Origin of the sequence: Cupriavidus taiwanensis (assembly GCF_900250115.1) — a bacterium.
In the GTDB taxonomy this organism is placed as follows: domain Bacteria; phylum Pseudomonadota; class Gammaproteobacteria; order Burkholderiales; family Burkholderiaceae; genus Cupriavidus; species Cupriavidus taiwanensis_B.
Genome location: NZ_LT984805.1, coordinates 506,661 through 526,131 on the forward strand (window position 1 = coordinate 506,661; position 19,471 = coordinate 526,131).

General features: G+C 58.3%; 13 protein-coding genes and 5 pseudogenes. 10 read left to right on the forward strand and 8 right to left on the reverse strand.

Annotated features, from left to right (window positions below):
• Positions 1-15: 15 nt before the first annotated feature.
• Together CBM2586_RS32360 and CBM2586_RS31500 are read left to right on the forward strand one after the other, a co-directional pair.
• A pseudogene (locus CBM2586_RS32360) lies at positions 16-132 on the forward strand (hypothetical protein); the annotation flags it as partial.
• A gap of 517 nt (positions 133-649) precedes the next feature.
• Entirely contained in the window at positions 650-940 is a 291-nt protein-coding gene (locus CBM2586_RS31500; protein WP_018003654.1) for a hypothetical protein, read from the forward strand.
• 170 nt (positions 941-1,110) lie between these two features.
• Here CBM2586_RS31500 and CBM2586_RS31505 read toward each other — a convergent pair whose 3' ends face one another.
• From CBM2586_RS31505 to CBM2586_RS32505, 6 genes and pseudogenes are all read right to left on the reverse strand, one after another.
• Entirely contained in the window at positions 1,111-1,581 is a 471-nt protein-coding gene (locus CBM2586_RS31505; protein ID WP_012354780.1) for an Lrp/AsnC family transcriptional regulator, read from the reverse strand.
• 134 nt (positions 1,582-1,715) lie between these two features.
• Positions 1,716-1,949: a hypothetical protein gene (locus CBM2586_RS31510; RefSeq protein WP_145987456.1), complete on the reverse strand. Its 234-nt coding sequence runs from the start codon at positions 1,947-1,949 to the stop codon at positions 1,716-1,718.
• A gap of 991 nt (positions 1,950-2,940) precedes the next feature.
• Positions 2,941-3,750, reverse strand: a pseudogene (locus CBM2586_RS31515) (transposase); the annotation flags it as partial.
• A 110-nt stretch (positions 3,751-3,860) separates the two neighbouring features.
• The gene (gene tnpB / locus CBM2586_RS31520) at positions 3,861-4,136 is read right to left on the reverse strand and encodes an IS66 family insertion sequence element accessory protein TnpB (protein WP_012354783.1); all 276 of its coding nucleotides are present in this window, start codon (positions 4,134-4,136) and stop codon (positions 3,861-3,863) included.
• A 369-nt stretch (positions 4,137-4,505) separates the two neighbouring features.
• The gene (locus CBM2586_RS32500) at positions 4,506-4,844 is read right to left on the reverse strand and encodes a serine hydrolase (RefSeq protein ID WP_012354785.1); all 339 of its coding nucleotides are present in this window, start codon (positions 4,842-4,844) and stop codon (positions 4,506-4,508) included.
• Between the two features lie 67 nt (positions 4,845-4,911).
• The gene (locus tag CBM2586_RS32505; RefSeq protein ID WP_018003659.1) at positions 4,912-5,586 is read right to left on the reverse strand and encodes a serine hydrolase domain-containing protein; all 675 of its coding nucleotides are present in this window, start codon (positions 5,584-5,586) and stop codon (positions 4,912-4,914) included.
• Positions 5,587-5,784: 198 nt separating this feature from the next.
• On the opposite strand from CBM2586_RS32505, the gene CBM2586_RS31535 reads away from it, so the two are divergent.
• Positions 5,785-6,885: an IS5 family transposase gene (locus CBM2586_RS31535; RefSeq protein ID WP_012354598.1), complete on the forward strand. Its 1,101-nt coding sequence runs from the start codon at positions 5,785-5,787 to the stop codon at positions 6,883-6,885.
• 176 nt (positions 6,886-7,061) lie between these two features.
• Here CBM2586_RS31535 and CBM2586_RS31540 read toward each other — a convergent pair.
• A pseudogene (locus CBM2586_RS31540) lies at positions 7,062-8,113 on the reverse strand (IS4 family transposase); the annotation flags it as partial.
• Between the two features lie 887 nt (positions 8,114-9,000).
• Between CBM2586_RS31540 and CBM2586_RS32370 the strand changes: the two are divergent.
• From CBM2586_RS32370 to tnpB (CBM2586_RS31580), 7 genes and pseudogenes are all read left to right on the forward strand, one after another.
• On the forward strand, positions 9,001-11,079 hold the full coding sequence (locus CBM2586_RS32370) for an MFS transporter (protein WP_012354789.1): 2,079 nt from the start codon (positions 9,001-9,003) through the stop codon (positions 11,077-11,079).
• 380 nt (positions 11,080-11,459) lie between these two features.
• A pseudogene (locus CBM2586_RS32375) lies at positions 11,460-12,389 on the forward strand (condensation domain-containing protein); the annotation flags it as partial.
• Between the two features lie 319 nt (positions 12,390-12,708).
• Entirely contained in the window at positions 12,709-14,199 is a 1,491-nt protein-coding gene (locus CBM2586_RS31560) for a GMC oxidoreductase (RefSeq protein WP_012354791.1), read from the forward strand.
• A gap of 615 nt (positions 14,200-14,814) precedes the next feature.
• The gene (locus CBM2586_RS31565; RefSeq protein WP_041232870.1) at positions 14,815-16,143 is read left to right on the forward strand and encodes an IS4 family transposase; all 1,329 of its coding nucleotides are present in this window, start codon (positions 14,815-14,817) and stop codon (positions 16,141-16,143) included.
• A gap of 314 nt (positions 16,144-16,457) precedes the next feature.
• Complete coding sequence (gene phaP / locus CBM2586_RS31570) at positions 16,458-17,024, forward strand: TIGR01841 family phasin (protein WP_012354794.1); 567 nt, start codon at positions 16,458-16,460, stop codon at positions 17,022-17,024.
• A 425-nt stretch (positions 17,025-17,449) separates the two neighbouring features.
• A pseudogene (locus tag CBM2586_RS32755) lies at positions 17,450-17,581 on the forward strand (IS66-like element accessory protein TnpA); the annotation flags it as partial.
• A 306-nt stretch (positions 17,582-17,887) separates the two neighbouring features.
• Positions 17,888-18,223: an IS66 family insertion sequence element accessory protein TnpB gene (gene tnpB / locus CBM2586_RS31580; protein ID WP_012354795.1), complete on the forward strand. Its 336-nt coding sequence runs from the start codon at positions 17,888-17,890 to the stop codon at positions 18,221-18,223.
• 59 nt (positions 18,224-18,282) lie between these two features.
• On the opposite strand, the gene CBM2586_RS31585 is transcribed toward tnpB (CBM2586_RS31580), so the two are convergent.
• Positions 18,283-19,421, reverse strand: a protein-coding gene (locus CBM2586_RS31585; protein WP_373429608.1) for an IS3 family transposase whose coding sequence is annotated in 2 segments (ribosomal slippage) — positions 18,283-19,154 and positions 19,154-19,421 — 1,140 coding nt in all. Because the reading frame shifts where the segments join, the coding sequence is not laid out codon by codon here.
• Positions 19,422-19,471: the final 50 nt, after the last annotated feature.

Sequence of the window (19,471 nt, forward strand, 5' to 3'; positions counted from 1 at the left end):
AGACAAGGACGTCTCATGACTGCCCATTCCACCCAAGGATTCAACCTTGACAACAGCGGGCGACGCGTGGTCGTCGACCCGGTGACTCGGATCGAGGGTCACATGCGCTGTGAGGTCAATCTCGACGCCAACCTGTCGGCGGCCAAGTACTCGCCCTGCTCGCCGGCGTCATTGACACGGCGCTTGACGCTCAACTCATGATGCGCCGGGTGACCCCAGCGGGCTAGCGTACCTGCGCGCGGCACGCAGTGGTAATCTGTGTCGCCTTCGGCCGTCAGCGATGCTCGTCGGCAAGCACCGAGAGCCCCAGGCCAACGTGGCTGAAGTAGCGGCGATTGAACATTGCCGCCAACGAGTGTTGGGTCGGCGCGACTGGCAAGGAAGCAGGCGTTGCCGTGGAACTGGGACGCCAGCGGCTTCACAGTGTGGCGCCCGGAGCAGCGCGCTCACAAAATGTGCTCTCCAGACGGATATTTGCGTATGCTACCTTCGCGGACAACCATGTTAGTCATGGAGGGACGCGCCAGTCTGCGTGGGGCCGTCGCTTGGGCCGCGAGGGTGATCGCGGCCGCAGACGAGCAGCTCAGGGATGAGATTTTGGGGGGCAGTAGCACTGTCGGCGGGCGGCGAGATCGGCTGAATCACCGGCTTGGGTCTGCTTGCAGAGTTGACGGAGGCAATTGGCTACATCCAACGAGACGATGACTTCAAGCTCATCGGCCGCGCAGCCGAGCGCTGGCAGCGGACCATGGTGGGCGACTGGTCGATCGGGCGCCGACGCGGCGAATGGCAGAGGCAGCCGCCGCTGGATGAGACGCTTCGCGAACGCCTACGACAACTGCTGGACGCGCCAGCCCCTGAGCGCAAGGCGCAGGAGCAACTCGAAATATTGACGAAACCACTTGATGGCGATCAGTCTTTTCCGCAAGTGCGCGAATGACTGAATCGCAAGCGATCCGACGCGTTCAGCCGCGTGGGGGACGGCACGTCGGCCGAAGAGATTACCCGGCGGCTACTGGTGCGTGGCACGCCAACAGCCTTTGCCCCGGCGCTAGCTGTACTGGTCATGCAACGCAACCTTGAAGGGAGAGGGCACATCCGACGATGAACCTAACGCTGCAACGGTAGGGGCAGTGCGGTCTTATAACGAACCTGCTTGAGCGCGAAGCTAGAGCGAATTTTCTCGATTCCTGGAATCGGCGTAAGTTGTTCCAGGATGAATCTCTCCAAGGCAGCCATGTCGGCCACTGCTACCCGAATCAAATAATCGCTATCGCCTGTCATTAAATAGCACTCCATCACTTCGTCGTATTCGGCGATGCGGCGTTCGAACTCTGTCAAGGAGTCCTTACTTTGGTATTTCAAGTTAATTGAGATAAAGACATTCAGCCCTAGGCCTAGAGCGGAAGCACTGACAAGTGCGACATAGCGCCGTATTACGCCGGCACTCGCGAGGGCTTTGACCCGAGCAAGACACGGCGACGGAGAAAGATGAACGCGGCGCGCTAGTTCAACGTTCGTTAGAGCGCTGTTCTGCTGGAGTTCATCGAGAATTCGCAGATCTGTTGTGTCGAGATTCATTGATGCCTACACAATATTTTCGCCCCGCATTGTCCAGTCCCAGCCAATCTCCACGCCGGCGTAAGCTGATATCAGACGCCGACAATTGCGACGACGCCAACATCGATTCGCTTGGACAGACTCAACGCGTTGAACTACCAGGCACGCTCGGGGTACAACCGGTGGATACGTCCGACGAGTTTCCAGCCTAGCAAAATGCCGACCATGGCTGGCAATGTGGATCTTGTAATGGCGGTTTCGCCGACTGATGCTGGCGCCGGTTCGTGTTCCACAACCTGCACATATTGATGCTTGGTGGGGAGTTGGAAACCGACGATGGAATTGATTTCAATCACAAAGGAGAAGATCATGGACTCGGCCTCAAACATCTTTAGTCCACCGGATAGAACGCTCCTCTGTGTCCGCAAGGTGATATACGTCAACAACACGCCTATCATGTACGGCCGCGCATTTCTCCCCTCCGGGGTGTCCGATGGGATCGTTGAAGAATTGAGTGATCGCTTTATTATTGACGCACTCCGGCGACATAAGGACAACATCAGGGATATTTCGCTCTTATCGATGCAGCGCCCGCCTCACACGAAGCATGTCAAGTATTTTCGATTCCCACTGCCTACCCAACATTGCGCCGCCTCTACAGCCTGAAAGCGAATAGTCCTACAACGTCAGTTATTGGCGTGGTCGAATCCCCGTTCGATCGACTAGCTTGCTCTGCGAGCTTTGAAGCGACCTACTAAATCATGTCGCGTCGACCCTCGTCGTGATCCGCCTATTGGCTCCCACACATGCTCCATATTGGAGTTCAGGAAGAGCCGCCTCATCACCGCATTGCCCCAACAATTTCCCTTCCGGCTGATGCTGAAAATCTCCTGATGCTACCTATGCATGGCTTAATATTCATCGCTCGCCTACCGGGCAGCTTAGACCGGTAGGCGCAAGCACAGAAGGCTGGGCAGATTGCAGATTTTCATCTACGGCTTTGGCGGGTGTCGCCAACCAAGCGATTTTTCGAGGTCATTGGCAACGGCCTGAATCTCTCGAGTGCTCCAATGGGCCAGGACAACCGCTCGACCCGTTCGTGACAGGAAGGTTACTTTCAAGCGGCGTCCAAGCGGATCTGTACAACCTTGTCCCATGGCATTAGTTCGGCGACACGGGTGAAGTGGGAGGCGAGCAAATACGCCGCAGGTAAGCCTCCGAATCGAGATCATTCAGGTTGGCTAGAGCCACCGCCGAATAGACGGCGGCGCCGCGTTCGCTGCTACGTCCGTTGTCGACTGACTCAATGCGCAGCCCATCGGCTTCGCGGTATCGCTTTTGGACGATACCTTGCTCAGCGCCGAGCGTAGCCAGACCTCTCTGTGGTCGCCGTCCTGGCTCCTTCAAGACCTGGAGAGTGGTCTCGTCGCCGTAGATGATGTCGGAATCAAGCAGCGTGTCGCGAAGCAGGTTGATCACCGGCTGCACGGCCTGGCCCACGCGCACCATGCTGGCGGCGATGGTATTGGCCGAGATGCGCCGCCGAAGCGGCGCAGCAATGCGGCTTGGCGATACAGGGGCATGCCTAACTGGTACTTGCCGGGGCAATCCAGGCCAGCGCCGACTCGGTGAACAGGCCACGGGGGATGATACGCGGCAGCGCCGGCGTGACCTTGATGCCCAGATCGCAGCACGGGCAGGCACGCTTGACGCGCTGGTGCTGGATGACACGGACCTGTTCCGGGAGCACGTCCAGTTGTTCGCTGATCTCAACGCCGATCTCGACCAGCGCGTGGCCATCGTGGGCACAGAAGTGTTCGGACTCCGGCAGGTCGTGACGCACCACTTCGCGTGGCAGCTTGGGACGAGGGACTTGCGACCACGCTTGTTGCGGGTGTGAGCGGCGATCTTCGTGCCGGGCACGTCTTCCTGTGCAGGCTGTGCGGTGGCGGTGAGTGCTTCGGCCTCGTTGAACAGCCCGAGTTGGCCCGTATCACGTGCTTCGCTCTTGGCACCGAACAATTCGCGCCGATAGGCACGCAGTCGTTCTTCTGCCAGCTCGCGTTCAGCTTTTACCAAGCGCAACTCACCCCGAAGTACATCACGTTCGAGGCGAAGCTGGCGCGCTGCGTCGCGTTCTGCGAGCAACTCCTCAAGTTCTTCAGCAGTGATCGTGACGTTGACGGGCATGGCCGGTTGGACCGACATGCCCATCCGAGAGTTCAACTCGTTCGCACGTAGATGCGTTGGGGATGCTTCCTGATGACTGCGATGTCGATGCCGTCCAGCAACCAATGCAACTAATCGACGGTGAGCGTGACGATATCGGTCGTGTCCGGCCACACGAAGCGATCCTCGGCTTCCAATCGCTTGAGGAATAACCAGAAACCAGCACCGTCCCAGCCGAGGATCTTGATACGGTCGCACCGTCGGTTGCCGAACACGTACAGCGAGTGGTCAAACGGGTTGAGCAACATCGCCTGCTCCACCAGAATCGACAGCCCGTTGATCCCCATCCGGAAGTCCACCGGCTCGCGATGCAGGAATACCTTCAGCCCGCTGTCGAACCGGAACACGGCATCCTCCCCAGCATCTGGACAATCATCGTCAGTCCTGGGAGATCCGCCTGGCTCAGATCCAGTTCGACGCCATTGGGCAATCGCACATCCAACGCGACGGCCATACAGGCGGAGGTTGGATCGACTGACGTCGCCTCTGAGATAGACTCAACGGCCACGAATGCTAAGGGTCGGTTCTCGGTCATTGTTCTCGTCTGCGTCTGTTGCACAGGCGCGCCGGGCCCCCTGGCCGCAGACAGGCCTCAACCAGTGCTCGCTTGCTGGCGTTGTCGTATCGCTTGCGACCCCTGCTGTTGCCGCTGACAACTTTCAGTTCCGGCGATGCTTCGCTCATCAATGTTCTCCTGAAGTAGGTGGAGAACATCATCACCATTCAGCATGCCATTTGATAGACGCCGATGAAAGACTGCTTACGTTGTACTCGCCGGGCGAGCCGACGGAGGGCGCTTCGCCGGCCGTGCGACGCACGGCGAATCCCAGTCCGAATCCATAGCCGGCTCCGGGCAGATAGAGCGATCCAGGTGCGATCCCATTGGCCACGTGGTCCGCAGTCATGGACTCGATTGTCCGGGGGCTGAGGTAGCGCCGACCATCGAGTGAGCCGCCGTTGGCCAGCATCTGCGCAAAGCGGGCATAGTCTTGCGCCGTGGAAACGAGGCCGGCACCGCCCGACTCGAACTTCCGGGGCATGCGGGGATCAAACATGCGGAGTCCCGGCACGACCTCCTCGTCGTCGGAGAAGGGCTGGACAAGTTTGGCATGCTTAGCAGCCTCAGGGAAGGCCGAACCCAGTGTCCTTCATTCCCAGTGGGGCAAAGAGCCGCCTGCGCATGATGGTGCCCAAGGTTTGGCCTTCCACTACTTCCAGCACGCGGCCCAGGACATCGGTGGAGAATCCATATTCCCAGGCCGTGCCTGGCTGATTCTGCAGCGGCAGCGCCGCTACCCGGTCTGCCAGTTCGGCATTCGTGAAGTCGCCGTGGAGTCCGATCTGTGCGGCCCGGTACAGGCGCTCGACCGCAGAATCGCCGAAGACGCCGTAGGTGATGCCCGAAGTATGCCGCAACAGGTCGTGCACGGTTATCGGCCGTAAGGTACCCACCGACTCCAGAGTCTTTGCGCCAGTGGCCGGGTCCTTCCGCTCGACACCGACCTTCATGGTGGCGAAGGCGAGAAGGAACCGCGACAGCGGTGCATCGAGCTGCAGCTTGCCTTCCTCCACCAACATCATGGCGACAACCGAAGTCATGGGCTTGGTCATCGAGTAGATCCGGGAGATGCTGTCCTTGCTCATGGGCGTGCCATGCACCGGATCCTGCTGCCCCACAGCTTCGAAGTAGGCGACCTGGCCGTTCCGCACGATCAGCATCACTGCCCCTGGCACGCGTTTGGATTCCACCTGGGACTGCATCCAGTCGCCGACCGCGCCGAGCCGTCCCGCGGACATTCCGACCTCGGCTGCCGCCACTGGCGCGGGCAGGCGCGCGCAGGCTACTGTAGTGGACGCGAGAAGCGACAGCGCAACGCTGAGTCTTGCGAATGTTGGAAGAATGAGCATTAGCAGGCCGCTGAAATACCTCCAGCGGACGTCAGCGCGACGACTGGCTGAAGCGTTGCTTTGAGGATCCCATCCAATCCCACATTCATGCGCGGCGCAGATACCTTCACGGAAAGCTTGTTCACTATGCGGAGGCTGGAGGATTTCGTGCCGCAGTCCCATCCGCTGCGCTCGATCCGGACTATGGCCAACCAGGCGCTGGTGAAGATGGACCGGCTGTTCGCGCAGATGTACGAGGCCGATATCAAGGGTGGCCGCCCCAGTATCGCGCCGGAGAAGTTGCTGCGGGCCATGCTGCTGCAGGTGCTCTACAGCATTCGCTCTGAGCGCCAGCTCATGGAGCAGACGCAATACAACCTGCTGTTTCGCTGGTTCATCGGGCTGTCGATGGACGACTCAGTTTGGGTGCCCACGGTCTTCACCAAGAACCGCGAGCGACTGATCAAGCATGATGCGGTGATCCAGTTTTTCAACGAGGTGCTGGCCATCGCGCAGAAGAAGAACTGGCTGTCGGGTGAGCACTTCAGCGTGGACGGCACGCTGATACAGGCGTGGGCAGGCCACAAGAGCTTCGTGCGCAAGGATGGCGACGACCAAGACGATGACGCCGGCGGCAGCTTCAAAGGTCGCAAGCGCAGCAACGAGACACACGAATCCAAGACCGATCCCGATGCCAAGCTCTACCGCAAGGGCAAGACATCCAGTGAGCTGCGCTACATGGGTCATACCCTGAGCGACAACCGCCATGGCCTGGTGGTTAGCGCCATGGTGACCAAGGCGGACGGACACGCCGAGCGGGAGGCCGCAAAGGTCATGCTTAACGATGCCAGGCAGGTGATTGAAGACCTGAATGTGGAAGTCACCGTGGGCGCGGACAAGGGCTATGACGCGCACGAGTTCATTGAGGCCTGCCTGGAAATGAAGGTGACGCCCCACGTGGCGCAGAACACATCGGGTCGTCGCTCGGCCGTTGCTGATGCCATTGCTTCCAGCGCCGGTTATGCCGTCTCGCAACAAAAGCGCAAGCTGATCGAACAGGGCTTCGGGTGGGTCAAGACCGTGGGGCGCATGCGTCAGGTGATGGTGCGCGGTCTGAAGAAAGTCGATCAGATGTTTGTGCTGAGCATGGCCGCCTACCACCTCGTGCGCATGCGCTCGCTGGGACAAATCCGTCCGCAGTTGCAGTAATCGCGCTAATGAGGCCGGAATGGGCGCCAAAACGCGGAAAAAGCCGAGGCAGTGACGTCCGGCTTCCGGATTGTGAAAAACAGCGCTCCCCGCCTTGCGGGGAAAAACTCATCGCTAGCGCGATGAGTACTTCAGCAGCCTGTTAACCGACTGTCCGAATTTCCGCCGCCACCTCTTGCCACCACCATGAACAGCGCCAAGGCACGCTCAAGCCGTGCCATCGATGCAAGTTGCAACGCCTCGACTCGACAGCCGTTCTTGAGCACATGAAAGAACAATTCCACCTCCCAACGCGCGCGGTACCAGTCAATAAGCTGCGCGGCCGCGTCAAGGTCGTTCACCTCGCGATTACTCAGCAGTCGCCATTCAATCGGCTTGACGCCTGCCGGCGGGTCGACCTCCCGGGCGACAATACAAGTGGCACTCACCACGCCGCCTGCAGCGTCAGGCAACGCAACACGTTGCGCCCACACCTGCTGCCGTACCGCGCGCGCCGGCTGAGCCTGACGGGCTGCCAGCGTGAAGTGAATCCTGCCCACTGGCTCACCCGCAGTTACTTGCTCCCACAGCTTGCCGCCGCCAGGCAAGGTGCGATTGTGCTGCGAGCGCAGTAGCCAATCCGCCGGGTGGCCCAACTCCTTTGCCTTGATCATCAACGCCATGATGTCCGACTCTCTGTCAGTCACATAGACGAGTCGCGTGGCAGGCAGTGCGGTCGCCTGTTCGGCAACCCGCTCATATCCTTCGGTCCAATGGTACTTTCCTTGATGCCGGGGCGAACGCCATCCGCACCCTTGGGCTCGCGCGCCCACATGTAGGCGTCAAGCACGCCCAGCGGTTCGCGCGCTGGCGTTACCGCGTAAGTCGGGTGCAGATATAGCCCACGTTGCGCCTCATACGACAGCGGTCCCAGGCCTGCGATGGCCTGGCCGTTAAAGTCCAGCTCCGTCGTGTCTTGGATGCATAGCACCACTTCGCAAGCTCGCATCCGCTCGGCTGAACTCTGCCAGTGGGGCGCCAGAATATCGCGCCAGTCCAGTTCATCCTGAGCCAGGAAGCGGTACGCCGCAGCCGTTTCCTCCCAGCCGCCGCATGCGCTGGGTATGCTTGCCGTCGGCTTCTCTGCGAGCCGCTCCGCTAGCAGCACCGCCCGCTTGTTCAGGCGCTGGTCGCCCAAGTCAATGTCCTTGAATTCCGCCGCTGCCCAACTCGTCGCCTCTCGCTGCATGTGCCGCCCAAATTGCAAGAGTGAACGACATTCCGAAAGAGTTTACAACCCCACCCGCTATGTCATTGACCGTAAACGACTTTCTGCAGAGCACCAGTGTGTAATGAGGTTGGGTTGGAGGCACTCCCGGAAGACGGAAGCACGAACCCCGCGCGCCCCTTGGCTTACACATAGGCACAACAAGGGTGACGGCAAGAACAATCACTACCACCCCGAGTAACACGTGCTCCATGATGTTGCCATCGATGATCATTCTGACCAACGCATTCAGTTTTTTCAAAAACATCTCGAGTATCAAAAACATCTCGATCGGAATATGCAAAGTACATGCCACGCCCAGTCAGGAGTCGGCCAAAAAAAGCTGCATATTGATAGACATCAACACACAGTGGGGAGGCAACCTGTACACAGGTCGCTATGTCCGATCCTCGGACAACATGGCGCTAGCTAGCCCCAGCGCACTGAATAGCGCAAGACATTTGTAACCTCGTTCCATATACATTCCTGCGGCGGCTTCGCAGGACCGGTTTAGCAGCATGAAACTTCGGCTTCCGATAAAAATCCCGTGTGCCGCTGACTCTCGGGCTATAGGCAAGCAATAGAATTGTCTATTTTTAGATGCGGAACTTTAGTCCGCCCTGCGAGATGGACAATGTTCAGTAGGGGACAAATTGCAACAATTTCAACAGCACTTTGCACCGCGCAGAACGAAAGCAAGGGCCTCCATACCAGCGTGCAGTGTAGTTTTGCTCTAAACCGCTCCCAGGCACAGCGCTTGCACTAATGGTGTTGACTCGGCCGCAATTGGTCCCAGTGCTCACTGTTTTGACAAATGAACAGCAGCGCTAATTGTTGGGCCGCCATGTTCTTTCTTGCCCTCCAGGCCCATGTTTAACTCCTCACCAGACCACACTTTAGTCCCTCTACGTTCTGACCCTGTCCTTTTGGGGGGCGAAGACCGCTCCGGTACAACCTTGCTTAGCATTCTGCTCGACGCGCATCCGGATTTGGTCGTAGGTCCGGAAATCGATTTCACGGAGCCAATCAACCTTGGCTCACATATCCTTGAAGTATGCGCCTTGATGGCGTGTCGGGATCCACGGGTTATCGGTACGACGAAGGAAGCCATCGACCCTGAATGGTTCGAGGGCGTGCACTTCGTCTGGCAGTGTGAACGTTCGGCCTTGGACCGAGACGACGTAAAGACATTGGTGACGCGTGTGATTGCGGAGCGTGGAACCGTCCTGGCTACACTAGAGGATCGCTGTCTGCTTATCGACTCTATCGGCGAGTTCCGGCGACAACAGACCGGGGCGAAGCGATGGGGTCTAAAGCTTCAGCGACGGATCCAGAACCTCTGCAAATATGCCGCCATTTGGCCGCAAGCACATTTTATCCACATCATTCGCGATGGCCGCGACGTGGCAGCATCCCATGAAAAGGTTTCTGGGTGGGACCATCGGACTATCGGCGAGGCGGTCCAAGGCCGGATAAATGTCGTCACCAAGGCACACTTGGGTGCGCCCAGTGGTCGCTATCTCCAAGTGCGATATGAGGATCTGGTCACCGCCCCGCGTGAGACAGCTGCACGGATGCTGGAGTACCTGGGCTTGGGATGGAGTGAGAGGGTTCTGCATCACGCAGAGCACGAGCACGCGCTTTTCGACAAACCCTGGGGCCATCCCTCAGCTGACGCAGCTGCTCAACCCCTATACACCAGATGTATTGGGCGGTACGTGCGCGACCTCACGCCTCAGGAGGTTGAGCAGTTCGAACGCTTAGCAGGAAATTCGTCTACACGCTGTCCGTGCCGACTCTCTCGAGCAGGGAGTGATTCCAGTGGCAACGCAAACGCGACGACAACGCTTGCCCGGCAGCTTCTATCTCTCCTAGGCCAGATGGTTTCCCGCGTCGGCGCCCAAGTGACGCTCATCGCCCTACCTCTGACCGCGATCCAACTACACCAAGCAGGATCACTCGAGACAGGCTTCTTGCTTGCATGTGGACGTGCCCCGTACCTTCCGCTAGGCCCGCTTGCCGGCGTCTTCGCCGATCGATTCTCACATCGAATCCTTCTGATTACGGCAAATTGGATAATGGCGCTAACGTTGGCCACAGTACCTGTATCTGCTTTGCTTATCGGCTACGTCGGCATGCCCCATCTCTACACCGTTGCTACACTGATGGGCGGGCTTACGGTGATTGCCGACGTGGCCTTTTTGGCATGTGTGCCAACTGTCGTGCCGCCCCAACAACTTGTACAGGCTCAGAGCTGGATAGAACTAGGACAATCAGCGGCATTGGTACTTGGTCCTCCGCTCGCAGGCTGGTTGATCTATTCGCTTTCGGCACCTATCGCGATACTGGCAGATGCGGCGTCGTTCCTTCTGGTGACGGCGCTGCTCCCATACGTGATAATAGCGCCGACAACAAGCGCGTCGATGACAAGTGACTACGACACTAGGAGCATCCTTGAACGCGTTCTCTCGGAAGCTGCAGAGGGCGCGCTATTCGTGTTACGTACTCCCAAACTCCGCGCAATCACCTTTGCTACCGGTACTCCCATATTTTGGTACAGTGCCTACTCCGCCGTCTTTCTGCTGTATCTAACCGAGGGCTTAGGGCTGAACGCCACAACGATCGGGACCGTCTCAGGCATCGCTGCAATCGGAAGTGTTATCGGTACTTTGCTTGCACGTCCTTTTGCTCGAACGTTAGGCTTGGGTCGCGTGTTAATAGCAGCGCTCCTCACCAGTGCCGTTGGCGCAATGCTAACCCCGCTGCTCGAAGTGCCAGGATGGCTTGCATTGGGACTGTCGCAATTTGTATTGTGGATCGGCAAGCAGGTCTACAGCGTCCATCAGGCACCAATCCGCTACGCCTTGGCTCCGCCGCAACTGCACGGCCGTGTAAACGCAAGCATCCGGACCATAGTGCGGCCCTTGCTCCAGTCGGAGCCGTGTTAGGCGGCGCCTGTGGAACATGGCTCGGCGCCCGCGCGACGTTACTGCTTAGCGGAGCCCTCATTGCCGGAGCCGCTGGGTGGATCTGGGCATCCCCTCTGCAATCCGTGTGTACACCGCAGTTCGTGGGGGCAGACACTTAAGAACGGCTACCTCCATTACTTCTCGCGGCCAACACAGGCCTCATCACGAAGTTCGCCGACATGCTATCGGTCATCCTATCTCCGGGCCACCTCACCATTTGGCGGCCCTGCGCACCGCATGTGTCCAATCCCAATTGGACAGCCGACGGTCGGCTGCCCTCCTACGTCCAGGAAGCCCACATCACGTATGCACTTGAGACAGCTGGCAACGGTCCCTTGCAGCCGTCTTGGCTGGCCTGCATGTTCGATCTCCCGGGTGAATTCAATGCAGTTGCTTTCACCGAAGCTTTGCGTGCCTGGGTAACCCGCCACGAAGCCCTCCGTAGCCAGTTCATCGTGGCCCTTCCGCTTCCGCCTGGCGAACGATTTATTCGCACGACGCTACCGGCCGATGCCGTGAGAATCCGCCGCAGTGCGGCTGCGGACTTCACAGATGGACGTAAATTGTCACGATATCTGGAGAATCTGTTCGACAGCGAGGTTCTCGCTATAGGCTGGCCTAGCTATCTTTGGGCCACAGTGAGCCGTCCACAAGCAACCACCGTCTATGTCGCCGCAGACCACACCCTAATGGACTGCTACTCCATTCTCCATACTACGTATGAGATTCAACTACTGTATGCGTCAGCACACGCGTCCTCACAGAGGACGGCTGCGTCCATTCTTCCCGAACGGCCGCCAAGCTACTTGGATTTCGCAGAGGCTGAACGGAGCGCCGCCGGTGCGTTGAACGCTGAACACGAATCTATAGCGCGCTGGCGGACCTTTCTCAGCGAGAGCGGCGGCCGGCTACCTCAGTTCCCTGCCTCAGTAAGCGAGGCGACCGAAAGCCCCGCCGATCAGCCAAGCGGATACACAGAACTTCTCAACGCATCTGACGCACTCTCCTTCAGTCGAGTCTGCCGCACACTTGAGGGCAACTCGTTTGCTGGGTTGCTAGCCTGCCTTGCCAAAGCGGGCCAAGAAATCTGCAGTTCGAACGTATTCCGTACCATGGTACCCGTCAATACACAGACGGAGCACTTCCAATTTTCCATAGGATGGTATGTTGGTATGGGGCCCGTGGCCTTCTCCATCAAGCAAACAGACTCTTTCGGTGAGGTGGTGCGTTCGGCCGTAGCAGGGCTAGACGGCTTGAGGAATATCGCGCGAATTCCGCTGCCCCGTGTGGCCGAACTCCTCGGCCAGCCCCTGCGCGACCCTTTCATGGTGTCGTACATGGACCTTCGCCATACGCCTGGTGCGAGCAATTGGAACACCTGGGGAACTGCCGTCTTCCGTAGCCGCTGCACTGATCCTGATGAGGTGTTCTTTTGGTTCATACGCACTCATGATGGCTTCCACGTTAGCTATCGCCACCCGGCCACCAAATTGGCAGGCATTGCCATCCCACACTACGTGGAACGTACCAAAGAATTGCTTAGGTCTGTCGCGCGCAACGGCGACTGGCCCGCGCTAACATCCCTTCCCAAAAAGGACAGAATTGCACATGACAGACATCAAACACATTGCGGCGACCGCATCTCGCGATTACACAAGCTTCGATGTTGTTATCGTAGGCTCAGGCGCTTCAGGCTCAATTGCTGCCCGAACACTTGCGGAAAAAGGTTTCCACGTAGCCCTCCTCGAATATGGAGCCTTGGTATCCCCAGGTGCGCTATACGCCCCCAACCAAGCAACCTATAGTAAGGCACGAACATCTCCACACGGTCGCGCCGATGGAAATCCATGGACAGCATGTGCCGTTGGGGGAGGAATGCAATTTTACAACGCTATCATGTTCAGATACCGTCAAGCAGATCTCTCGGCATCCCAATACCTTAGGACTGACATGGAGATAGATTGGCCCATTTCACTTCTGGACCTCGAACCTTTTTATTCCGAAATCGAAAGTCTCTTAGAGATTAGCGGTACGTACGGATTTCAGCCCTATCCAGCAAGCCAAAGAGGTCTACTTATATCCAATGCGATGCGAGAACTTGGAATCACGCCAAAGAGTGTTCCGCTGGCGATCCGGCCACCCAAAACCACCAATGGATGCATTGAATGCTCCTCTTGCAACCACCTAGTCTGCCCTACGAATGCAAAGGCCAACATCCTAGCTAAGAGTGTTTTAGACGATTCCGCTTTCCCAGGATCGATTTCGGTGCTGTACGGATGCTTTGTCAATTCGATCGAGCTCCGAAGCGACTGCCACGCAGAAGCCCTTGAGTGCTATGTGCCGCTTTCCTCGCAGCGGATTCGTATCCCCGTTAAAGCGGTCATTGTGTGTGCAAATGCAATTCAGTCGGCGGCTTTAATGCTTCGCTCGAAGAGCCGACATGCACCTACAGGCATTGGAAATGATTCTGACCTCGTAGGGCGCGGCCTCTCATTCAAGATAAGCGGGTACTCCGTTGGCTACGTGAAGAATCCAGCCGCGCTTCCTGCGCATTGGGGCCCGCATGCGACTGTGTATACGGACGACTTCTATGAGCACCCTGGCGTGCCATGCAGATTTGGGGGGTTAATCTACGAGGCAAATTTGGATTCGCCAGGGGAAAACATCGGTCGCGTGCGACTTCACTATATCGCTGGTGAGGAACCATGGTCACACAACCGTGTAATGCTTGACAGCGCCATCGACCCACACGGCATTCCTTACATCCGTATAGCGTATAAAAACTCAGAAAATGATAGGGCACGAATCAGTTTTCTCGCCAACCGGGCTGAAGACACTCTCCGCCGCTTAGGCGCATCCTGTATCGAACGAATGCCTTTCTCGCGAGGCAAAGGCAGTTCACATCTACACGGCACCATGCGTGCGGGTTCTTTTCCAAAGACATCAGTCGTGGATCACTGCGGCAAGATTCACGGGCTAACGAACATCTATGTTATGGATGGCTCCGTTATGAATTTCGCCGGAAATAGCCATCCCACGCATACCATAATGGCCAACGCAAAACGAATGGCGCTGTCACTCGCCGAAAAGGAAAACTAAATGTCCTGTTCTGGATCCACTGGCCATTTGGCTGAATGGGAGCGCGAAATCCGCTCTTCCATCATTTTTAAATCCGCCTGGGGCTCGATGGCGGAGGATATCGATGGCAAGATCTATCTTGACATGTCATCTTGCAGCGGCGCCTCACCCTTGGGTAGTAACAACCCTGAATTTAAGGCGAGACTCTCTCAAGCTATGGAGAGCGATGCCGACATTCTTCCATCCCCAGTAAGCGAGCAGCGCCAGATGCTAGCTGCAAGAATCTCAAAGAGATTCGCGACTACACCTAGCAGGCTGCTGAAGTACTCATCGCGCTAGCGATGAGTTTTTCCCCGCAAGGCGGGGAGCGCTGTTTTTCACAATCCGGAAGCCGGACGTCACTGCCTCGGCTTTTTCCGCGTTTTGGCGCCCATTCCGGCCTCATTAGCGCGATTACTGCAACTGCGGACGGATTTGTCCCAGCGAGCGCATGCGCACGAGGTGGTAGGCATCCCCTTATACGGAAGTAGGACCGTCTCCGCGGCGAGGCTTGGAGCTTGAAGTCCCGGGAATTTCGAGGTAAGGGGGTTGTTAACTTCGCCAGACTCGCGTTTACTCTCGGATTTTCGCGCAGCAATGAGCAACGAGTCGGGGGCATGGGTGGACGAGGAATTCGAGAGTCTGGATCTTGGTGATCCGCGGCGGGATCGGCGCGCCAAGGAGCTGCTCAAGCGGTTTGCGGCTCTGCCGACGGCGAGCATCCCCGGCGCATGCGATGACTGGTCGCAAACCATCGCGGCATATCGGTTTCTCGGCAATGAGCAGATCGATTGGCGGGACGTAATGCAGCCGCATTGGGAGCGCACTGCAGCGAGGGCCGCGCAGTTTCCGGTGGTGCTGTGCATCGCTGATACAACCGAATTGAACTTTAATGGCCAGGAGATCGACGGGCTGGGTCCGTTGACCTATGAAGCCCAGCGGGGCATGTTTTTGCATCCGACCTACGCGGTGACGCCTGACCGCGAGCCGCTGGGGGTGATCGATGCCTGGATGTGGGCTCGGGAGCCCAAGGACGCCGATGGCAACCGGGGCGGGATCAAGGAAAGCGTACGCTGGATTGAAGGATATGAACGGGTTGCGGAGCAAGCCGCGCTATTGCCGCAGACACGGCTGGTGTATGTGACAGACCGCGAGGGTGATATTGCCGAGTTGATGGCGCGCGCCCAGGAACTTGGCCAACCGGCCGACTGGTTGATCCGCAGCCAACACAACCGCAACCTGGCCGAGGGCGGCAAGTTGTGGGATAGCGTCGACGCCAGCCCGGTACTCGGGGAAATCACCTTTATCTTGCCAGGGCGAGCAGGCCAGAAGGCGCGCGAGGTCAAACAGGAACTACGCGCCCAGCGTATGAAGCTGCCGGGTCTGGTCGGAGCGGAGTTCACCTGTGTGGCGGCAAGGGAGATCGAAGCGCCCGCAGGCGTCAAGCCAGTGGTTTGGCGATTGGTGACGAACCGAGAAGCGCAGGACGCTGATGCGGTCAACGAACTTGTTGAATGGTATCGGGCAAGGTGGGAGATCGAGATGTTCTTCCATGTCCTGAAGACCGGCTGCAAGGTCGAGGCGCTACAGCTATCGCACATGGATCGTGTGGAGCGGGCCTTGGCGTTGTATATGGTGGTGGCATGGCGCATTGCCCGCCTGATGCGGTTGGGCAGAACCTGTCCGGATCTGGATGCGTCGCTGTTCTTCGATGCCGACGAGATTCGGGGGGCATACGTGCTCTCCAAGAAAGCTTGCCCGAAGACACCGGTCACACTCAATCAGATGATTCGGTTGGTTGCTTCCCTGGGCGGGTTCCTTGGGCGGAAGAACGATGGCGAGCCCGGCGCCAAGACGATCTGGATCGGCATGCAGCGAACCATGGACGCCGCGCTCACTATTCAAACACTGAGGGAAGAGTCATGACTTCCGTATAAGGAAATGCACTCAAGGAGGGAGGCCGTATTCCAACGGACCATGCCAATAGGGGGATTGTCTAGTGTGTGCTTGTGCGCAGAATCGGGTCTGCCAAAATTGTGGCGCCTGAGTCCTCTTGAGACCGTGCCATTTATCGCCCATCATTCGGAAGGGGTGGATGCCCAAGACCTCGACACGCTGGAGCGCCCTGGTCGAAAGTCTCGTAGACATCTATCCGAGCTATCCTTGTATCGAACTGTACGGACAATTTCTTGTGAAAGCCCTCGTTGGGACAACTGGGGCACATTTCCAGGGGCTTTGTCATGCCTACGTCAGACATAGAAGCGATTGCAGCAGCGCAAAAAGCGGGTGTTGAGATCCTGTACGGGCTTACCAGTAGAACGCTCGAGGGATTTCACAAGGTTGCGGAACTGAACTTACAGACGATGAAATGGACGTTAGCTGAAACCCAGGCGTGCACGCGCAAGGCATTTGAAGCCAAAAACGATGGCGACCTACCGGTGATGGAAGCCAGGATTTTGCTACCGCTGGCCGAAAAGGCTCAAGCATACTGCCGGCAAGGGCTCGAGATAGCCGCGGAGACGCGTGCCGACCTTGCGACGGTGGTCGAAGCCCAATATGAACAGAGCAAGCGCGTAATGCAGGACTATATTGATGCGGTCGAGCGTGTCGCTCCTTCTGGCTCGGGAACTGCCATGGCCGCCTGGAAGTCGGCTCTGACCGCTACAACAAGCTTTCTCGATGCGATGCAGCGAACAGCCAAGCAGGTGGGCAACATCACCGAGAACAACGTGAACCTCGCGGCCTCACTCGCATCGTCCTCTGCCCTGCAGCCGTCTAGTAACGCTGCGCGGGCCGACAAAGGCTAGCACGCTGCGGCGGCGGGAAGTCTTCACGGAGGGTCCCGCCCAAAAAAGTCGGATTGATGGCTGAGCCTATCCAAACGCCTCACCTAGAATCAGCAGTTCAGCGCTTCGATGGTAGCATGTGATAGTCAAGCGCCGCCGACAAGAAGACTGGCGCCTTGGGGATATTCCGATGCCTCGTTGAGCACACTTGATGCGAATATTGCACCCTTCATCCTGCCCTCCTTAGAAACAACCTGCGGTCGCAAAGCGCACGTGGCATCCGTCAGTAGATAATCTGCGTAAGAACTTTGGGCTTGGACAGCCAGATACTAGCTAACGCACCATACTTGGCGAGGCCTTCTAAGTAAGCGCTCAATTGACGACGTCTGGTATTGGAGGCTGAACGTTGGCAGGCTTGCGTCCGCAAAGACTTTGCGGACGCAAGCATGATCCAAGACGAGATTGACCTATTTCCGCTGCAGGCGGTGCGAGTCCGCTCCAATGGGAAGCGAGACTACGAGCCAGCGGCCAAGCGGCGTCTGATTGAGTTCTGTCTTCAATCGGGAGCATCGGTTTCAGGCACGGCTCTCAAGGCGGGCATCAACGCTAACCAGTTGCGCAAATGGATTCGGGATCCGAGATTCAGCGCAGGCGCAAGGTGCGTTGCCGGCATTCGTGCCGGTTGTCGAGGAGGTTCTAGATTCGCGGCCAATCAAGACACCCGCACAGGTTGTGGTGTCTGGCGATCCGCCACCGCGGCGAGCGCAACCGCTGGCGCTGTTGAGCGCAAAGCTGCCCAACGGTGTATCGCTCGAGCTGGAATGCAGCGAGCGAGACGTTGGGCTCGTAAAGGCAATGATCGAAGCCCTGAGTGGAGGCCATTGATGTTCCGCCTCGACGCTGGGCTGCGGGTGTATCTGCATCGCGACGCAGTGGACTTCCGTAAGAACATCAACGGCCTGGCACTGCTGGTCGAGCAGGCGCTCGGGCTGGATCCGTTTGCATCGGCTGTATTTGTGTTCCGTAACCAGCGGGCCGATCGTATCAAGATTCTCGGGTGGGATCGCAACGGCTTCTGGCTATTGTTGAAGCGATTGGAGGCGGACCGGTTTGCCTGGCCACGCGAGGCGACAGTGGCTATGCTGACGGTCGAACCGTTGCACTGGCTGCTCCAGGGAATCGACATCGAGGCGATGCGCCGGCACCCGCACCGAGAATAGAGGTGGCGCCGTTTGTTTGGACAGAGATCCGGAGTTTTTAAGTGGAAGCGCTGGGGCAGTCAGGCTGCCGATTTGATCGCTGCCAGCGTGGCGAAGTATGCCTCATCCGGGGTCTGGTCCGCCAGACTGGAATGGGGCCGTCGTTGGTTGTACCAAGTTAGGTAGTTAGCGATAGAGCGGCGCGCATGGCTGACCGAGTCGTAGGCTTTCAGGTAGACCTCCTCGTATTTGACGCTGCGCCAAAGGCGTTCGACGAACACGTTGTCGCGCCAACTGCCCTTGCCGTCCATCGACAGTCGGATGCCGCGGTCGAGCACAGCGTCTGTGAACCCCGTCGCGGTGAACTGGCTGCCCTGGTCGGTGTTGACGATCTCCGGCGTGCCGTATTTCGCAAAGGCCTCCTCCAGCGCCTCGACAGCATGGCAGCTCTCCAGAGTGATCGCCACCCGGTGGGCCAGTACTTTGCAGCTCGCCCAGTCCACCACCGCCGTCAGATACACGAAGCCCCGCGCCATCGGAATGTAGCTCGTGTCCAGCGCCCACACCTGGTTGGCGCGATCGATCGTCCGGTCGCGCAGTAGGTATGGCCAGATCTTGTGCGCCGCATGCTTGCGGCTCGTGTTGGGGCGACGGTACAGCGCCTCGATGCCCATGCGCTTCATCAGCGTGCGCACGTGCCGGCGGCCGACCGGGATGCTCTCCCGTCGCAACAGGCGGGCCAGCATGCGTGCGCCCGCGAAGGGATGCTCCAGATGCAGTTCGTCGATCCGGCGCATCAGCCTCAGATCCGCGTCGCTGATTGGACGCGGCTGGTAGTAGACGCTCGATCGGGAAATGTCGACCAGCTTGACCTGGCGGCTCACCGGCAGCGGGTGATCGCGGTCAATCATCGCTTTCCGCTCAGCAATCCCGCCTTGCCGAGCGCGTGCTCTAAAAAATCGTTCTCCAGTGTCAATTGGCCTATCTTTGCATGCAGCGCCTTCACGTCCACCGGCGGCTCGGCCGCAGTCTTGGTTTTGCCGCCGCCGAACACGTCCGCGGCGTGCTCCGCCAACTGTTGCTTCCACTCCGTGATCTGGCTCGGGTGCACGTCATACTGCTGGGCCAATTCCGCCAGCGTCTTGTCGCCCTTGAGCGCGGCCATGGCCACCTTGGCCTTGAAGGTTGCCGAGTGGGTCCGTCTGCTTCGTTTCGTCATCTTCTGGATCCTTTATGCCCGCCATTATGGCCGGCTCAGGCCCCAGCTCT

What these genes read in the sequence shown, in the direction of transcription:
- CBM2586_RS31505 (WP_012354780.1), bottom strand. Translation starts at nt 1,581, where the DNA reads ATGAATCTCGACACAACAGATCTGCGAATTCTCGATGAACTCCAGCAG.
- CBM2586_RS31510 (WP_145987456.1), bottom strand. Translation starts at nt 1,949, where the DNA reads ATGTTTGAGGCCGAGTCCATGATCTTCTCCTTTGTGATTGAAATCAAT.
- CBM2586_RS32500 (WP_012354785.1), bottom strand. Translation starts at nt 4,844, where the DNA reads ATGTTTGATCCCCGCATGCCCCGGAAGTTCGAGTCGGGCGGTGCCGGC.
- CBM2586_RS32505 (WP_018003659.1), bottom strand. Translation starts at nt 5,586, where the DNA reads ATGTCCGCGGGACGGCTCGGCGCGGTCGGCGACTGGATGCAGTCCCAG.
- CBM2586_RS31535 (WP_012354598.1), top strand. Translation starts at nt 5,785, where the DNA reads ATGCGCGGCGCAGATACCTTCACGGAAAGCTTGTTCACTATGCGGAGG.
- CBM2586_RS32370 (WP_012354789.1), top strand. Translation starts at nt 9,001, where the DNA reads ATGTTTAACTCCTCACCAGACCACACTTTAGTCCCTCTACGTTCTGAC.
- CBM2586_RS31560 (WP_012354791.1), top strand. Translation starts at nt 12,709, where the DNA reads ATGACAGACATCAAACACATTGCGGCGACCGCATCTCGCGATTACACA.
- CBM2586_RS31565 (WP_041232870.1), top strand. Translation starts at nt 14,815, where the DNA reads ATGAGCAACGAGTCGGGGGCATGGGTGGACGAGGAATTCGAGAGTCTG.
- phaP (WP_012354794.1), top strand. Translation starts at nt 16,458, where the DNA reads ATGCCTACGTCAGACATAGAAGCGATTGCAGCAGCGCAAAAAGCGGGT.
- tnpB (WP_012354795.1), top strand. Translation starts at nt 17,888, where the DNA reads ATGTTCCGCCTCGACGCTGGGCTGCGGGTGTATCTGCATCGCGACGCA.